Genomic DNA, 16,002 nt, shown 5'->3' with positions numbered 1-16,002 from the left:
GTACTCTGCCCGGCCGCCCGGCGATCCCACATCAATTATCCGGGACTGCCAGCCACACGTTCGTGGTGAGTGTCCAGGTGCCGTCCGGGGGGTGGGTCAGCGAGCGTTCGTCCTGCCGGGTGACGAGGCCGAGCGCCTGCACAGGGTGACCGTATCGGGCGAGCTGGTCGGATTCGGCCGCCAGCAGGACGGGCACGCGGCCGGTGGCCCGGGTGGCGGCGACCAGCCGGCGCACGTCGGCCTCGGCGGCGACGTCGGCCGCGCCCGGCAGGGCCACCCGGGCCGCCGGGTGGCCGCACTGGCCCCGGATCAGCTGGGTGTAACGGTCGCCGGTCACCCGTTCCACGATCAGGACGGGGGCGTCCGGGGGGATCGCCGCGCACAGGCCGGCCACGGCGGCGGCCTCGCCGCGTTCGATCGGGGTGAAGGCGGTGCCGATGGAGGTGACGGCGGCGGGGACCACGATCAGGAGCGCGCCGGCGGCGAGCAGGAGGCGGGAGCCGTACCCGGACTTCCGGGCGCGGTCGCGGAGGCGGCGCAGGCCCCAGACGGCCAGCAGGATCAGGCCGGGGAGCACGATCGGGACCAGGCGGCGGGCGGCGAACGGGTGGTCGGGGGTGATGGCCGGCCGGTAGAGGGTGGTCACCGTGGTCCAGCCGATGATCGCCAGCGGCAGCAGCCAGACGAATCCGCGCCCGCGCGCCATCCGCCGCACGAGTACGGCCGCCGCCAGCGTGGCCAGCACGACCACCGGCACCCCGACGTACCAGACCACCCAGTACAGGGAGTCCTCGTAGTACAGCCGTTCGCGGTCGATCGGGAGGCCGTTGGCGAGCTGGGTGGCCTCGATGAACCTGGCGGTCAGCTCGTCCTCGGGGGTGGTGGGGGTGCGCCGCACGGTCTCCAGCCAGGGGCGGACCGCGAACGCGACCAGGATCAGCCCGACGAGCCCGGCGGCGATCTCCGGCAGCCATCTGACCGATCGCCACGTGATTCTGGGGGCGAACGCGGCTCCCACCGCGGTCAGCACCAGGACGACCGCGCAGACGGCCACCAGCGGCACCAGTGAACCGGACAGATACTCCAGATAAGGCCGTGCGAGGAAATATCCCGCCACGAACCCGCACGCGCTGCCGACCCCGAGCCCGACCAGCAGCGGCACCCCCAGCCGCCCATCCGGAAATATGCGCTTACCCTCACCCCGGGACACCCGATCCAGCGCGATCAGCACCCCCCCGTACGCCAGCACCGGCAGCACGTCGCGGAGGCCGTCGATGCGGACCAGCAGCGCCAGCCCGAACGCCAGCCCCGCCAGCAGCGCGCTCCGCATCGCCCCGGCCGGCTGCTCGTCCCGGTCGGCGGGCAGATAGCCCACCCCGGTGAGCCCGCTCCGCACCCGGAACCGGGCGTCCAGCATCAGGGTCATCCCGCCGAACAGCAGGATCAGCGACGGGATCTCGCTGAAGATCGACCGGGAGGTGTAGAGGATCGGCAGGCACACCGCGAACGTGAGCGCGGCCAGCGGTGCCCAGCGGGCCCCCGCCAGGCGGGCGACCGTCCCCGCGAAGACCAGCACCGCCAGCGCTCCCAGCACGGGCGGGGCCAGCAGCAGCCCGCCCACCCCGCCGAGCCACTGCGCGGCGGCGTTCAGGATCGGGGTGCCCGGCATGAACTGCGGCACGATCACGCCGTCCTGCAGGTAGAAGCCCATGCTGTCGAAGCGCAGCGCCGGATCGGGCCCGCCGAACGCGGCGGCGTCCGCCGGGATCGGCACCCGGCCGTGCCCGGCCAGCCAGATCGTGTACTGCGCGTAGCTCGCCGGGTCGCGCCGGACGATCAGCTGCTCGGTGTGGAGGATCGCGTTGAGGACGCCGGAGGCCGCGGTGACGGCGAGGACCGCGCCGGTCTGGAGCGCCGTGGCGGGCACGGTCTCGGGGAGGCGGCGCAGGCCGTACCAGACGGTGGCCGCCGCGAGCGCGACTCCGGCGGGCCACATCGCCCAGGGCGAGAACCAGCCCGCCAGGGCGAGCGGCAGTCCCGCGAGCAGCCAGCCCACCAGCGCGAGCACGGGCGCGGCCGACCCGACGGCGAGCACCCTGCCCGTCGACGGCCACCGCGAACGATCAATCTTGAGCTTCCGAATAGGCGAGAGCGTAACGGGAGTCCTGGGAGCTCAGGACCGGTACCGTGAGCGGGCGAATCCAGGGAGGGGCGTGAACGTGGCAGTCCGGGCGGTTTCGCCATGGCTGAGGCGGCATGGGTGGTTCGCCGGGCTCGCCGTGGTCGGCGGACTGCTGCGGCTGACGGCGATGCTGGGATACCGGCCCGCGCTCTGGTTCCCGGATTCGTATACCTATGTCGTGACGGCCATGCGCCCGCGGCCGGACCTGGTGCGCCCGGCCGGATACTCCATGTTCCTGCGGCTGCTGGAACCGTTCCACAGCTTCGCGGCCGTGGCGTTCGTGCAGCACGTGCTCGGCCTCGCCACCGGGGTGCTGGTCTACCTGGTGGCACGCCGGTGGAAGCCGTGGATCGGCGCGCTGGCGGCGGCGCCGGTGCTGCTCGACGCGTACCAGGTCGAGCTGGAGCATCTGCTGGTCTCGGACACGCTGTTCATGTTCCTGATCGCCCTGGCCGTCTGGCTGGGTCTCGGCCCGCTCGGGTGGCGGCGGGCGCTGGCCATCGGCCTCCTGCTGGCGGCGGCGACCCTCACCCGCACGATCGGGCTCCCGCTGATCGCCGTCGTGGCGTTCTTCCTCGTCCGGTACGGCGGCCTCCGCGCGGCCGCGATCATGCTCGCCGGGGCCCTGCTGCCCGTCGCCGCGTACGCGGGCTGGTTCCAGGCCACCTACCACCGCCCCGGCCTGGTCGGCTCCAACGGCGTCTTCCTGTACGTCCGGACGATGACCTTCGCCGACTGCGCCGTGATGCGGCCGCCACCGGACGTCGCCGTGCTCTGCGACCCGAGGCCCCCCGGCGAACGCCCGCCCCCGCAGTTCTACGCCTGGGATCCGGCGTCGCCGCTGGTCAAGCTGCCCGGGATCACGTTCACGCGGGAGACCGACGAACTCGCCCAGCGGTTCGCGCTGCTCGCCGTCCGCAGCCAGCCGATCGAGTACGCGACCTCGCTGCTCACCGAACTGGCCAGGACCTTCACCCCCGGCCGCCCGATCTACCCAGACAAAGAGGTCTACGACTCCTACGAGTTCCCGGCCACCACCCCGCCCCCACCGGTCCGGTACGTGGCGACCGTGGGCGCCGAATACGCCGAACAGTACGAGCAGGGGCCCATCGCCACCCGGATCGAGGAGCCGTACGCGGGCTGGATCCGCGCCTACCAGGACGTTGCCGCCCTGCCGGGACCCCTCGTCCTGGTGATCCTCCTGATCCCTCCCGTCGCGGCGGCCACCCGGCTCCGGCGACCGCGTCCGGACCCCCCTCGGGACGCCCGCTGGGGCCTTCCGTGGACCCTCTCCGTGGCCCTGCTCGTCGTCCCCGTGGCGACCGCTGTCTTCGACTACCGCTACGTCCTGCCCGCGCTTCCGCTCGCCTGCATGGCCGCCGCCAGGTCCCTCGCTCCAAGGCCCGAGACGCCCGTCGCAGCCGATCTACCTGGGAGTTTCGTGAATAACACGTAAAGCGGACCCCATTCGCATACCGTGAAATGTCCCTGTTTGAGTATGCTGTGCCTCTAGATCACCCGGGCGACCGTCGGGTGGGACCCCCGCGAAAACCCGAGATCGCCGCGCCGCGAACCGGCCGGTGACCTACCCTCAAGAGCGCAATGAGCGAGCGAACCTGTAACCCGAGCCGACTCCTCGCCCGTGCCCTCGAAGCGACCTCAGGCGAGGAGACGGTATGAGCGACCACCGGCACCGCCCCTCGCACGACCAGGACCAGCCGGTCTGGGGGCAGTCAGAAACCGGCCCGCACGCGTACGGCCCCGGCGACCAGCCCGTCTACGGCACCCACAGCGAGCCCGTCACCTACGGCCACCCCACCCGCCGCCGCCGGCAACAGCCGGAACCCCAGTACGACCAGCAGCAGTACGATCCGCAGCAGTTCGAGCAGCAGCAGCAGCAGTACGGCCAGCAGTACCAGGGCCCGCCCGGTCCCCAGGGGTGGCAGCCCGACCCCTACCAGCCCGATCCGTACCAGCAGCAGGGGTTCCCGCCGGGCGGGTATCCGCAGCAGCAGCCGTACGGGCAGGACGCCTACGAGGAGTACCAGCCGGCCCCGTTCGAGGAGCAGGGCCCGCGCGGACGGCGGGCGGAGGGCGGCGACCCGGACTTCGACGAGCACCGCTGGGGCGTGGGCGACCGCTTCGACGATGACGACGAGCCGCGGCGGCTGCGCTGGGGCCGGCGGAAGAAAGAGGACGACGGCTACGACCCGCTGCCCGAGTCGGCCGCCGCGTCCGTGGCCACGTCCGTGGCCACGCCCGTCGGCGCTCCCCCGGCACCCCCGCAGAAGCCTCCCGCCAAGAAGGGCAAGGGCGACAAGGGAGGCGGCGGCAAGGGCCTGGGCCTGCTCGGCTGGACCAGCGTGGTCCTCACCTCGCTGCTCGTCCTCGGCACCCTCACGGCGTACACGATCTACAGCCGCACCCGCTCCAACATCGACTTCGGTGAGTCCACCGACGAGCTGGACAAGAACCGCCCGGAGAACCAGACCGGCGCGATCAACGTGCTCCTGGTCGGCTCCGACACCCGCGCCGGCGACAACAGCAAGTACGGCCAGAAGGCCTCCCGCGAGGACAAGACCGAGCGCACCGACACGATCATGCTCCTGCACATCACGCCCAACCGGGACGGCGCCCGCCTGATCAGCTTCCCGCGTGACGCGATGGTGCAGATCCCGGAGTGCAAGAACGCCGACGGCCAGATCAGGCCCAGCCACTTCGCGCAGATCAACGAGGCGTTCAACAACGGCGGCATGCTCTGCACCCGGCGCACCATCGAGACCCTGACCAACATCCCGGTGGACCACTACATCAAGGTCGACTTCACCGGCTTCAAGAACATCGTGGACGCGCTGGACGGCATCCAGATCTGCGTGCCGCAGGCCGTGGTGGACCCGAAGGCCAAGCTCAACCTCAAGGCGGGCGAGCAGGTCGTGAAGGGCGAGGCCGCCCTGGCGTACGTGCGGGCCCGCTACCAGCTCGGCGACGGCAGCGACATCGGCCGGATCAGGCGCCAGCAGATCTTCATTTCGCAGGTGGTGAAGAAGGCCACCAGCAGCGCCATGCTCACCGACCCGGGCCGGCTGCTCGGCTTCGTGGAGGCGGCCAGCAAGTCGGTGCAGATGGACAACCGCCTCAACACCGAGCGGCTGATCGAGATCGCGCGCAGCGCCGGCAAGCTGACCGCGAAGGGCTTCAAGGCGACCACCGTGCCGTGGGAGCCGTTCTCCGGCGACAAGAACCGGGTGCAGTTCAAGCAGCCGGCCGCCAACAACCTGTTCTCCTCGATCGTGCACGACACCGAGGTCGCTCCGGCGCCGTCCGCGAGCGCGAGCGCGAACCCGTCCGCGCCGGTGGACAACAGCCCCAAGCCCACCGAGGCCGCCCAGGTGCGGGTGCAGGTCATCAACGGCACCGACACCGCCGGCAAGGCCAAGGAGGTCGCCGACCAGCTGTCCGCGCAGGGCTTCAAGGTCACCACGCTGGGCAACGGCATCGGCGCGGACGGCGTGGACCGGCCGACCACGACGATCAGCTACAAGGGTTCGGGCTGGGAGGGTTCGAAGCTCCTCGCCGCCTCGCTGCTGAACGAGGTGAAGCCCGACACCAAGCCCATCACGCCGTCGGCCCCGAACAAGTACACGCCGGTCACGCCGCCCCCGGACGCGGACAAGAAGGCCGTCGGGCCCGTCATCCAGCTGGTGATCGGGGCGGACTTCAAGGGTGTCAAGATCCCGCTAGCGGCGACCGAGGACGCGTCCACGGTCGACTCCCAGACCGATATCTGCCAGACCTGAAATCCGGCCGGGGTGGACCGAAATCCCACTCCGGCCGGATGTCGCATTGATCACGTTCGCGACCCCAGGGGACATTCGAGGGTCGAGGACGGTAAAGTAAAAGGTCTTGTGGACGCGTCCCGCTTCCCAGGTTCGCCTGATCCTCTGGGGCGCCTTCGCTAATGTCCGACTAGGGCGTGACTCGGATTCCCCTCCGGCTCACGGCCGGCCCCCCGGTCTCCGACAGATAGCTGAGCGTTTCCCCGTGAGTGAGCTCCGACACCGTCCCTCCGTTCCGCCTTCGCGCCCTGGCGTCGACCCCGACGTCGAAGACGCGCCAACGGGCGTGATGGGGCGGATCGTCGAGGACGAGCCGACCGGTGTAATCAGCAGGATCACCGACGACATGGCCGACCCCGCCGGGGGTCCCGGGCCCGCCGAGCCCGGGCGGCAGCTGCCGCCGCCCATGCAGGGCCCCGGCGACCCGCTGCCGGTGCGCCGGCCGCGCAACCGCCAGGGACGCGACCAGCAGGCCGACGGCGGCGCGCCGTCCTTCGACTACTTCGGCGGCGGAGGCCCGGCCGGCACCGGTGCGACCCCCCGGCCGGGCGGGCCGGGAGGTTCGGGCGGGCCGGGAGGTTCGGGTGGCTTAGGGGGCGGGAGCACGACCGGGGGCTTCCGGCAGGCGCCTCCGGTCGATCCCTACACCCTCCGGGACCCGCACGACTCCCGCGATCCCCGCGACCCTCTGGGCCCGCAGGCGTCCCAGGGCCTGTCGCAGGCCCCCAGGCCCGGATTCCCCGGGCAGGACCCGCGCGGCCCCCAGCCCGACCCCCGGGCGCCCCAGCAGGACCCCTTCGCGCACGACACGACCTACCCGCCCGCGCGCGCCCAGGGCAGCCCCAGCGCTCCCCCGCAGCAGCCGGGCCCGCAGTGGCCCGACCCGACCGGCCCCATCAACGCGCCGGACGAGTGGAGCCCGTGGCGCCGCCGCAACCCGTACGACCCGCCGGGCACGGCCCTGCCCGCCGCCCCCGAGTCGTTCGACCCCTCCCGCGACCACGACCGGTCCCTGTCGCAGCCGATCCCGCTCCCCGCGTGGGCGCAGGGCACGCAGGCCCAGATCCCCACCCGGGGCACGCCCTGGACGCCGGCCCGGCCGGAGTGGGACGAGGAGCCCGCGCCGCCGCCCGTGGCCAAGAAGCAGCGTGAGCCGTACCTCGACAATGTGAAGTTTTTGCTGATCGCGACCGTGGTGGCCTCGCACGCGCTGCGCGACACGGTGGGGGCCGACGCCAACCGGGCGGCGTACATCTTCTTCTTCTCCTTCCACATGCCGCTGTTCGTCATGATCAGTGGCTATCTGTCCCGCAACTTCTGGGACTCCCGTGGCAAGGTCAACAAGCTCGTCGACACCATCCTGGTGCCGTACGTGGTGGTGGAGTTCGGCTACGCCGTGCTCAGGTACTCCCTGGGCCAGAAGTGGAGCCTCACCATCACCGACCCGGCCTGGCTGAACTGGTATCTGGTGGCCCTGCTGCTGTGGCGGCTCACCTCGCCGGTGTGGAAACGCATGCGCTACCCGCTCACCGTGGCCGTCGGCGTCTACCTGTTCTCCGGCTTCTCCCAGCTGGAGCAGGACTTCAGCATGGACAGGTTCTTCGGCCTCATGCCGTTCTTCGTGCTCGGCATGATCTTCAAGCCGGAGTGGTTCGACCTGCTCAAGCGCACCTGGGTCAGGGTCATCAGCGCGACCCTGCTGGCCGTCTGGGTCGGCTTCCTGGCCGTGTACGCCTCCCGCCTGAAGCTGAGCATCTTCTACTTCCGCTTCAGCTACCAGGACCTCAACATGTCCTGGTGGTACGGCATGGGCTTCCGGCTGGTCTTCCTGGCCGGGGTCCTGACGATGTGCTTCGCGGTGCTGGCGCTGATCCCCCGCAAGGAGACCTGGTTCTCCGACCTGGGCACCCGCACGCTCTACTGCTACCTGCTGCACGGCATCCCGGTCCTGATCGCCAAGGACCTGGGCTGGCTCAAGCTGCCCTGGCTGGAGGGCCCGCTGGGCGCGCTGACGATCATCGCGGGCGCGTTCGTGATCGCCATCATCCTCTGCCTGCCCATCACCAGGACGATCTTCAGGTGGGTCCTGGAGCCGCGCCTGACCTGGCTCTACCGCAAGCCGAGCGCGCCGGCGACCGTTCCCGGCGATCAGAAGCCGGAAGTTCAGCGGTAGTTCGGCCCGGATTAACGTGCCGCATCCGGTTCCTTCGGAACCGGCGGTCAGCCTCGCTCTATGAAGGTATGCGTCGGCACGGTCACCCGCCATCCCGAGGACGCGCGGATCATGCACCGGCAGATCCGCGCGCTGCTCGACGCCGGCCACGAGGTGACGTACGTGGCGCCGTTCACCGACTGCAACGTGACCCCGGCCCCCGAGTTGCGCGCCATCGACGTGCCCCGCGCCGTGGGCCTGCACCGCGTCCGCGCCCACCGGGCGGGCGTCGCCGCCCTGCGCCGTGGCGCCAGGGACGCCGACCTGCTGCTGGTGCACGACCTGGACCTGCTGCTGGCCCTGCCCCGCCGCCGCCCGCCGACCGTCTGGGACGTGCACGAGGACATGGCCGCGCGGCTGGACGGCAAGACGCTGCCCCGGCTCATCCGGCGGCTTGAGGCCCGCGCGGAGCGGCGGCTGCACCTGATCCTGGCGGAGCAGTCGGACCGCTTCGGCCGGGAACACCCGGTCGTGCCCAACCACACGTACGTCCCGGACGCGCTGAGCAAGCCCTCCGGCGACAACCGCATCGTCGCCATCGGCCGCCTCGGCGAGTCCCGCGGCGCGGCCGACCTGATCGAGGTGGCCCGCCTGCTCCACCCGTACGGCATCCGGCTGGACCTGATCGGCCCGGCCGACCCGCACATCCGCCCCCTGCTGCGCGACGCCCAGCGCTCCGGCCTGCTCGACTGGTTCGGGTACGTGCCGAACCGGCACGCGCTGCGCATGGCGGAGGGCGCGCTGGCCGGCCTGTCCCTCGCCCACGACGTGCCCGCCCACCGGGACGCGCTGCCGACCAAGGTCATCGAGTACCTGGCCCGCGGTGTGCCCGTGATCTCCACGCCGCTGCCCCGGGCCGTGGCGGCGCTGCGCGGCGACGGGATCGTGGTGCCGTTCGGCGACCCGGAGGCGGTGGCGCAGGCCGTACTGGACCTGAAGGCCGACCCGGCGCGGCGGCACGCGCTGACCGCTCGGGGGCACGCGCGGGCGCGGGCCGAGTTCCACTGGCCCGACCGCGCCGGCGCCTTCGTGGCCCACCTGGAGGCCTGGGCGGGCGCCCCCAGCCCGGTCGCCGCCCGCAGCTCCCACCGCGCCGTTCCCGCCTGAGGCCTGTACGGGCCCGCCCAGCCATTGATGTACTGGACGCCATGGCAAGTCATCTCATTCAGGGGCGCCGGATCGACCTTCCCGTCGAGATCCGGGACGCCACGGCCTGCACCGCCATGTACCTGGTGCGCGCCGACGCCGCCCGCGCGGTGATCGCGTATTCGGGGCTGGACGTGACCGAGGTGCTGCCCGGCAAGGCGCTGTGCACGCTGATGTTCGTCGAATACCGGGAGTCCGACCTGGACTCCTACCACGAGTTCGGAGTGTCGTTCCTGGTACGCCCGCCGGAGGCGGGACCGCCGCCGCGGCGTTCGCTCGGCGCCGGCCTGAACGATCTGCGCACGGCCGGGTCCGGGCTGTTCGTGCACTGGCTGCCGGTGGACCAGGCGTTCACGATGGAGGCCGGCCGGGAGATCTGGGGGTTCCCGAAGGAGCTCGCCGACATCGACCTGCGGCTGTCCTCGCCGTACAAGCGGTGTGTGCTGCGCCGGGAGGGCCGGCTCGTCCTGGACATCCTGATCCGGCCGGGCATGCCGGTGCCGGCGCGGGGGCTGCCGGCGCTGGACGCGTACACGCATCTGGACGGGGTGACCCGGCGCACGGCCTGGACGATGCGGCCGGGCGGGGTGCGGGCGCGGCCGGGCGGGGCGCTGATCCGGCTGGGCAACCATCCGATCGCCAAGGAGCTGAGCGAGCTGGGCCTGCCCAAGCACGCGCTGATGACCTCGACCATCCGCCACCTGCGGATGAGCTTCGGGCCCGCCCTCTAGACGATCGGGGGGCGGCCGAGGCGGAACATGCGCCAGGCCGTCTTCCACGTCATCGGGCGGCGCTCGCCGGCCGGTTCGCGCAGGCCCTCGGCGAAGCCGCGGAACCACGCCTTGAGCGCCATCGACGACCGCTCGCGGACGAGCGTGAGCACCACCCAGTCGAGCAGGTAGAGCGCGGCCAGCGCCCAGGGCAGGTTGCGGCGGGCCAGCCAGACCCGGTTCCTGGCGTTGAGCCGATAGAAGTCGGCGTGCCTGCTGGGCAGCACCAGCGGGTGGTACATGACGGGTTCGGCGTCGTACTCGATCCGGTAGTCCTCGCCGAGGAGCCGCCAGGCCAGGTCGGTCTCCTCGTGCGCGTAGAAGAACTTCTCCGGCAGGCCGCCGACCTGGAGGTAGGCGGAGCGCCTGATCGCGCACGCGCCGCCCAGGAAGGTGGTCACCGGGGAGGAGCGTTCCGGGTCGCCGGCGCGCAGCCGGGGCACGTGCCGCCGCTGGACGACCTTGCCGTCGGGGTCCATCACCCGGAACGAGAGCACCGCCAGGTCGGGTTCGGCGGCGAAGCGGTCCCGGACGTGGGAGGCGACCTTGTCGGTCGCGTACCAGCCGTCGTCGTCGAGGAAGAGCACGACGTCGCCGGAGCACTCCTGCACGCCCCGGTTGCGGCCTTCGGGGATGCCCGCGTTGTGGGTCAGCCGGACCGTCTTGACGGTGGCCGCGGAGCCCGGCGGCGGGGTGGCGGCGAGCTCGGGCACGTCCGCGCCGTTGCCGATGATGACCACTTCGACATCGCCGTCGACCTGCGTGAGCGCGGACTCGACCGCCCGGTTCAGCTCGGTGACCCGGTTGCCCATGGTGAGGATGACGCACGAAATCTTCATCGCGTCATCGCCCCAACGCATGGCGGGTAACACACGATTTCATGATCACCGAGTCTGTATGGGCGGTCAAATCCGGATCTATGCCTGCTTGCTGCGGAATAAGGGTATCGGAACCGTCGGCGAACACCCACCAAACGCGAAGTGTCCGGCAGACCAGGTTTCCGGTGTCGCATCAGGCCAGCCGCCGGGAGGCCAGGATGCTCACCAGGTGCAGGATAAGCTGCACGCCCGCGATGATCGCGCACGCCACCGTGAGGATTCTGGTGGCGGGGAACCACAGGTCCAGCACGGCCGCGACCACCACGATGAGTGACAGCTCCACCGCCTGGATCACCCGGTGGAAGCGGAGCGCCGCCGCCGCCCGCCGGGCCATCCGGATCTTGGCCGACTGGAACTGCGCCGCCGACGCCTCGGTCGCCGCCACCATGCCGGACCTGGCCCTGGCCACGTCCACCAGGTCGGTCTCCGACTTGATCAGGATCGCGCCGAGGGCCGCCGCGAAGCCGAGCACGGTGTACCAGTCCGGCAGGGTCTCCGACGCCCGGAAGCCGAGCCCGATCAGCAGGGCCGCCTCGGCGAAGTAGTGCCCGACCCGGTCCAGGTAGACCCCGGCGATCGAGGTGCGCCCGGTCCACCGGGCCAGCTCCCCGTCGGAGCAGTCCAGCAGCAGGTACAGCTGGATCAGCAGCGCCGCCCCGATCGCCGCCGCCAGGCCCGGCAGCGCCAGGACCGCCCCGGCCAGCACGCCGGAGAGGATCATGAGGCCGGTCACCTGGTTCGGCGAGATGGGCGTCTTGGCCAGCGCCCACGTCACATAGATGGACAGCTTGCGCATGTAGAGCAGCCCGGCCCAGTGCTCGCCGTTGCGCCGCTCCATCGTCATCTCGGGCTGCGCCTTGGCGCGCAGCTCAGCCACCGACGGCGTCGACATAGCCCTCAACCCGATCGCGAACCTCGGCCTCGGACAGCCGCAGGTGTTCCAGAATGGTGTAACGGCCCGGCCGGGTGGCGGGGGCCAGCAGGACGGCCTCGGTGAACTGGTCAGCGGTGAGGCCGATGTCGGTGTGGGTGACGGGCAGCCGGTGCTGCCGCAGGCAGTCGACGACCTGGGTCAGGCGGGCTTCGTCTTCCCTGAGGAAGTAGCAGAACGCCGCGCCGATCCCGGCCAGCTCGCCGTGGTTGGAGGTCCCGGGGAAAAGCTGATCCACGGCATGAAGGATCTCATGGTCTCCGCCGCTAGTCGGACGACTTGAGCCCGCGATGACCATCGACATGCCGGACAGGATCAAAGCTTCGGCCAGCATGGTCAGGAAATGGTCGGATTCGATGGACACCTTCTGGCCCATCACGGCCTCGGCGGCCGTCCTGGCCATCGACACCGCCACCCCGTCGATCGGCTCGCCGCGCTCGCTGTTGCCGAGCTGCCAGTCCTCGATCGCGGACAGGTTGCTGACCACGTCGCCGACGCCGGAGCGGACCAGCGCGGCGGGCGCGTCGTGCACGAAGTCCAGGTCCACCATGATGGCCAGCGGCATCGGCACCCCGAAGGAGCCCTTGCCGCCGTCGTGCACCAGGGACGCCACCGGCGAGCAGATCCCGTCGTGGGACAGGTTGGTGGCCACCGCCACCATCGGGATGCCGGCCAGCGAGGCCGCGTACTTGGTGCAGTCGATGGTCTTGCCGCCGCCGATGCCGACGACCGCCTCGTACGCGCCCTTGCGCAGGTCGGCGCCGAGCGAGATGGCCGCGTCGACCGAGCCGTCGGGCACCCGCAGCACCTGGGCCTCGCCGAGCGACGGCGTGACCATCTCGGTGATGCGGTCGCCCTGGCCGGCGCCCACCGCGACGGCCACCCGCCCCGAGGTCGCCACCCTGCTGTCGGCCAGCAGCGGGCCGAGCTGCGCGATCGCGCCCCGGCGCACCTCCATGTGCAGGGGGGCGGGGAGCATCCTTGCCAGAATCGGCATGTGACCTCCCTTAGTAGGTGACGGCGATCGTGCGGGCCTTGGCCAGGTCGTCGTGGTTGTCGACCTCGACCCAGTCGACCTTGCCGATGGGCGCCACGTGGATGGTCTCGCCGCGCGCGACCATCTCCTGGTAGCCGTCCTCGTAGTACAGCTGGGGGTCGCGCTCGAAGGTCGCCTGGAGCGCGTCGGCGAGCCTGGCGGCGGCGCCGGGGCGGATCAGGGTGGCGCCGATGTACTCCCCGTACGCCTCGGCGGGGTCCATCAGCTTGGTGATGCGGCGCAGCGCGCTCCCGTCGAGGGTGACCTTCATCTCCTCGTCGGCCAGCGCCTTGACGTCGTCCACGGCGAGCAGGATGTCGCTGGTGTGCGGCGCGTCCAGCAGGGTGCGCTCGACCGAGACCGGGTGCACGGTGTCCCCGTTCACCAGCAGCGCGCCCTTGGCGAAGTACTCCCGGGCGCACCACAGGGAGTAGGCGTTGTTCCACTCCTCGGCCTTGTCGTTGTGGACCAGCGTCAGCTTCACGCCGTGCCGCTCCTCCAGCGCCGCCTTCCGCTCGTGTACGGCCTGCGCCTGGTAACCCACGATCACCACCACGTCCCGCAGCTCCACCGCCGCGAGGTTGCGCAACGCGATGTCGAGGATCGTGGTGTCCCCGTCGACCGGCACGAGCGCCTTGGGCAGCGTGTCGGTGTAGGGCCGCAGACGTCTTCCGGCCCCGGCGGCCAGCACCATTCCCAGCAACGAGCACTCCTCACACGATCTGTTCATCGCACGGTCGAGCGATGGCAAAGTCAATAACCCCACAGGTTAGTTGCCAACGCGCCCTGATTGTGTATCAGGCTCAGTCGTGCGCGCCCAGATCGGCCGCTTCCACACCTGATCGGGGGGCGGCGAGCCAGCAGGTGAGGCTCTCCCAGCCGAACAACGCCCAAAGATACAGGGCGAGCAGGACGAACACGGCCGTGCTGGCCCCCAGCAGCCCGCCGGCGGCCACCGCGAGCATCCGGCCCTCCCAGCCCAGCCCGGCGGTGGCGAGCCAGGTCGGCGGGTACACGTGCTGGCGGATCCGGTAGACGGTGTCGTAGTGGTGGAAGATCACCGCCCCCAGCAGCATCATGATCACGATCGCCGGTACGCCGTGGGCGAATCCGACGAGGCAGATGAAGCCGTACTCGGTGATCCGCAGGATGACCGGGACCAGCCAGTCGAGGCGGCCGTCGTGGCGGTGCGAGGAGCCGGGCCCCGCCAGGAGCAGCGCGACCAGCGGCGCGAAGACGGCGAAGCCGTCGGCGCCGGCGATGCCGACCACCAGGAGCACACCGGTGACGAAGATGGCCGCGATGGCCGGGGGGAGCGGGGGCAGCTGGCCGGCCACCATCATGCCCATGCCGCGGGAGAGCGGGCCGTCGTCGCGGTAGGCCGTCACCGAACTGGCCGGGATGGGGGTCATGTGCACGCTGGTCACGACAGGGACCTCGCGATCCGTCCGGTGAGGGTGTAGAGGCAGGCGACCGCGCCCCAGCCGAGCAGGGCCAGGAAGGTGACGCGGGCGTTGAACAGGCCGGCGGTGACCGCGATGAGCGCCATCCGCTCCCCGATCGGCAGCACGATGATCTTCTTGAGCCAGCGGGTGGCGGTGTCGCCCTCCAGCCGGCCGGCGAGCTGCACGATCGTGTTCTCCCGCTGCACGGCCGCGGCCTCGGTGCTCTTGTCGGTGGTGCTCCTGACCGAGTCCACGGCCATCGCCAGCGAGCGGTGCGGCCTGGCCCAGGAGACGCCCACCTTGGCCGCGTCGGTGACCGCCCCCGCGTACGAGAAGTCGATCATGTGGCGGATCGCCTGGAGGGCCATCGCGCCGGCCGCGAGCGCCCAGATGCCGTCCGGGCCCACGCCGGTCATCGGCGCGCCCGCCGCGTAGCCGAGGGCCAGGCCCACGTAGACGACGAACTCCTTGACCCGGTCGAAGGTGGCGTCCAGCCAGGCGCCGAGTGGGGAGAAGCGGCGGCTGTAGCGGGCCAGCTGGCCGTCCAGGCAGTCCAGGACGAACGACAGGTAGAGGCAGGCCGCCCCCACGAGCTGGGACTGCCGGTCGCCGGCCGAGAACCAGATGGCGGCGATCGCGGCCACGCCGACCGAGATGCCGGTGACGGCGTTGGGGGTCAGCCCGAGCCGGTCGGCGATCTTGATCAGCCGCCAGGACCAGGAGCTGACGCAGTAGGTGGTGAAGAAGCCGTCGTCCTGCTTGACCGCGGCGTCCAGCCGTACCCGGTCCTCGTCCACCTCGTCGAGGCGGAGCAGCGCCAGGTCGGCCGCGGCCTGGTCGGTCACCCGGTCGCAGCGCAGCCGCCCGAACCCGGTGGCCCGGACCTGGACCCCCGACCGGACCAGGCCGGCCAGCAGCAGGTCGGCGGCCTCGTGCGGGCCCGCGGCGCCCAGGCCGCCGCTGTCGGCGAGCCCGGCCAGTTCGTCGGCGACCAGGGCGAAGGCCTTCACCTGGTCCGGGCCCACCTGGAACACGCCGCGGAAGGTGGCGTTGGGGACGTCCACCTGGTGGAAGGAGTTCCCGGCGGCGGCCACCCGGCCGTGCTCGGCCCGTACGGGGGTGCACGCCGGGTTGGCGACCCGGGGGCCGACCAGCGCGCCGGTGCTCCGGGACGGATGTTCGAGCAGGACGGCCAGGGCCTCGGTGTGGGCGACCACGTCCCCGGCCAGGACGGCCAGGGGCGCCCCGGCGGCCGCGGCCCCCTTGGCGATCTTGGCGATCTGGCGTAACTCCTCGGCCAGTCCCTGCTCGTCCGGCACGATGTGCAGGTCGGCGACGGGGAGGGCGGCCAGCTGTTCGGTGAGGCGATCGACGAGAGTGGTGTCGGCACACGCCAACCGGGCCGTGTGGGTGGGCGCCAGCACCACCGCGACGGTGTCCGGCCGGTTCTCCCCCATGTCAGACCGCCTTCGCTCAGAGACGACGTCCATAGCACATACCCGACCACTACCTCGCAAAGTAACCGAGCGATCACTGATGAGCAATCGCCCCCAAGGGTATGGTGCT

At 71.4% G+C, this 16,002-nt stretch carries 12 protein-coding genes; 5 read left to right on the top strand and 7 right to left on the bottom strand.

The window, feature by feature from the left end:
• Positions 1-31 precede the first annotated feature (31 nt).
• The gene (locus Aph01nite_RS01760) at positions 32-2,095 is read right to left on the bottom strand and encodes a hypothetical protein (protein WP_239161315.1); all 2,064 of its coding nucleotides are present in this window, start codon (positions 2,093-2,095) and stop codon (positions 32-34) included.
• A 118-nt stretch (positions 2,096-2,213) separates the two neighbouring features.
• Here Aph01nite_RS01760 and Aph01nite_RS01755 point away from each other — a divergent pair, with 118 nt between their 5' ends.
• From Aph01nite_RS01755 to Aph01nite_RS01735, 5 genes are all read left to right on the top strand, one after another.
• Positions 2,214-3,638: a hypothetical protein gene (locus Aph01nite_RS01755; protein WP_239161314.1), complete on the top strand. Its 1,425-nt coding sequence runs from the start codon at positions 2,214-2,216 to the stop codon at positions 3,636-3,638.
• Positions 3,639-3,858: 220 nt separating this feature from the next.
• On the top strand, positions 3,859-5,979 hold the full coding sequence (locus Aph01nite_RS01750; protein ID WP_204038909.1) for an LCP family glycopolymer transferase: 2,121 nt from the start codon (positions 3,859-3,861) through the stop codon (positions 5,977-5,979).
• A gap of 244 nt (positions 5,980-6,223) precedes the next feature.
• Complete coding sequence (locus Aph01nite_RS01745; protein ID WP_204038908.1) at positions 6,224-8,191, top strand: acyltransferase family protein; 1,968 nt, start codon at positions 6,224-6,226, stop codon at positions 8,189-8,191.
• Between the two features lie 60 nt (positions 8,192-8,251).
• Positions 8,252-9,337 carry a glycosyltransferase family 4 protein gene (locus Aph01nite_RS01740; protein WP_204038907.1) on the top strand — a complete coding sequence of 362 codons (1,086 nt, stop codon included), beginning with the start codon at positions 8,252-8,254 and terminating at the stop codon, positions 9,335-9,337.
• Positions 9,338-9,378: 41 nt separating this feature from the next.
• Positions 9,379-10,107: an acetoacetate decarboxylase family protein gene (locus tag Aph01nite_RS01735; protein ID WP_204038906.1), complete on the top strand. Its 729-nt coding sequence runs from the start codon at positions 9,379-9,381 to the stop codon at positions 10,105-10,107.
• Here the strand turns inward: Aph01nite_RS01735 and Aph01nite_RS01730 are convergent.
• The 6 genes from Aph01nite_RS01730 to Aph01nite_RS01705 all read right to left on the bottom strand — a co-directional run bounded on the left by Aph01nite_RS01730 (position 10,104) and on the right by Aph01nite_RS01705 (position 15,893).
• Entirely contained in the window at positions 10,104-10,985 is an 882-nt protein-coding gene (locus Aph01nite_RS01730) for a glycosyltransferase family 2 protein (RefSeq protein WP_204038905.1), read from the bottom strand. The two genes, Aph01nite_RS01735 and Aph01nite_RS01730, sit on opposite strands and share 4 nt — an antisense overlap.
• A 172-nt stretch (positions 10,986-11,157) precedes the next feature.
• Positions 11,158-11,916: a CDP-alcohol phosphatidyltransferase family protein gene (locus Aph01nite_RS01725; protein WP_204038904.1), complete on the bottom strand. Its 759-nt coding sequence runs from the start codon at positions 11,914-11,916 to the stop codon at positions 11,158-11,160.
• A complete protein-coding gene (locus Aph01nite_RS01720) occupies positions 11,894-12,934 on the bottom strand; it encodes an iron-containing alcohol dehydrogenase family protein (RefSeq protein ID WP_204038984.1) in 1,041 nt (346 codons plus the stop codon). Before Aph01nite_RS01720 ends, Aph01nite_RS01725 begins: the two co-directional genes overlap by 23 nt.
• 28 nt (positions 12,935-12,962) lie before the next feature.
• Positions 12,963-13,694 carry a phosphocholine cytidylyltransferase family protein gene (locus tag Aph01nite_RS01715; protein ID WP_204038903.1) on the bottom strand — a complete coding sequence of 244 codons (732 nt, stop codon included), beginning with the start codon at positions 13,692-13,694 and terminating at the stop codon, positions 12,963-12,965.
• 100 nt (positions 13,695-13,794) lie between these two features.
• Positions 13,795-14,418: a DUF5941 domain-containing protein gene (locus tag Aph01nite_RS41985; RefSeq protein WP_204038902.1), complete on the bottom strand. Its 624-nt coding sequence runs from the start codon at positions 14,416-14,418 to the stop codon at positions 13,795-13,797.
• Positions 14,415-15,893, bottom strand: a complete 1,479-nt coding sequence (locus Aph01nite_RS01705; protein WP_204038901.1) for a CDP-alcohol phosphatidyltransferase family protein — start codon at positions 15,891-15,893, stop codon at positions 14,415-14,417. The genes Aph01nite_RS41985 and Aph01nite_RS01705 overlap by 4 nt, the downstream gene beginning before the upstream one ends.
• Positions 15,894-16,002: the final 109 nt, after the last annotated feature.

It is taken from the genome of Acrocarpospora phusangensis (assembly GCF_016862995.1).
GTDB lineage: Bacteria > Actinomycetota > Actinomycetes > Streptosporangiales > Streptosporangiaceae > Acrocarpospora > Acrocarpospora phusangensis.
The sequence above is the reverse complement of the archived record's forward strand: the minus strand, read 5'-3'. Positions and strand labels throughout refer to the sequence as shown.

Bases quoted from the DNA above. Each gene is read 5' to 3' on its own strand.
- Aph01nite_RS01750 (WP_204038909.1), top strand. From the start codon at position 3,859: ATGAGCGACCACCGGCACCGCCCCTCGCACGACCAGGACCAGCCGGTC.
- Aph01nite_RS01740 (WP_204038907.1), top strand. From the start codon at position 8,252: ATGAAGGTATGCGTCGGCACGGTCACCCGCCATCCCGAGGACGCGCGG.
- Aph01nite_RS01735 (WP_204038906.1), top strand. From the start codon at position 9,379: ATGGCAAGTCATCTCATTCAGGGGCGCCGGATCGACCTTCCCGTCGAG.
- Aph01nite_RS01730 (WP_204038905.1), bottom strand. From the start codon at position 10,985: ATGAAGATTTCGTGCGTCATCCTCACCATGGGCAACCGGGTCACCGAG.
- Aph01nite_RS01725 (WP_204038904.1), bottom strand. From the start codon at position 11,916: ATGTCGACGCCGTCGGTGGCTGAGCTGCGCGCCAAGGCGCAGCCCGAG.
- Aph01nite_RS01720 (WP_204038984.1), bottom strand. From the start codon at position 12,934: ATGCTCCCCGCCCCCCTGCACATGGAGGTGCGCCGGGGCGCGATCGCG.
- Aph01nite_RS01705 (WP_204038901.1), bottom strand. From the start codon at position 15,893: ATGGGGGAGAACCGGCCGGACACCGTCGCGGTGGTGCTGGCGCCCACC.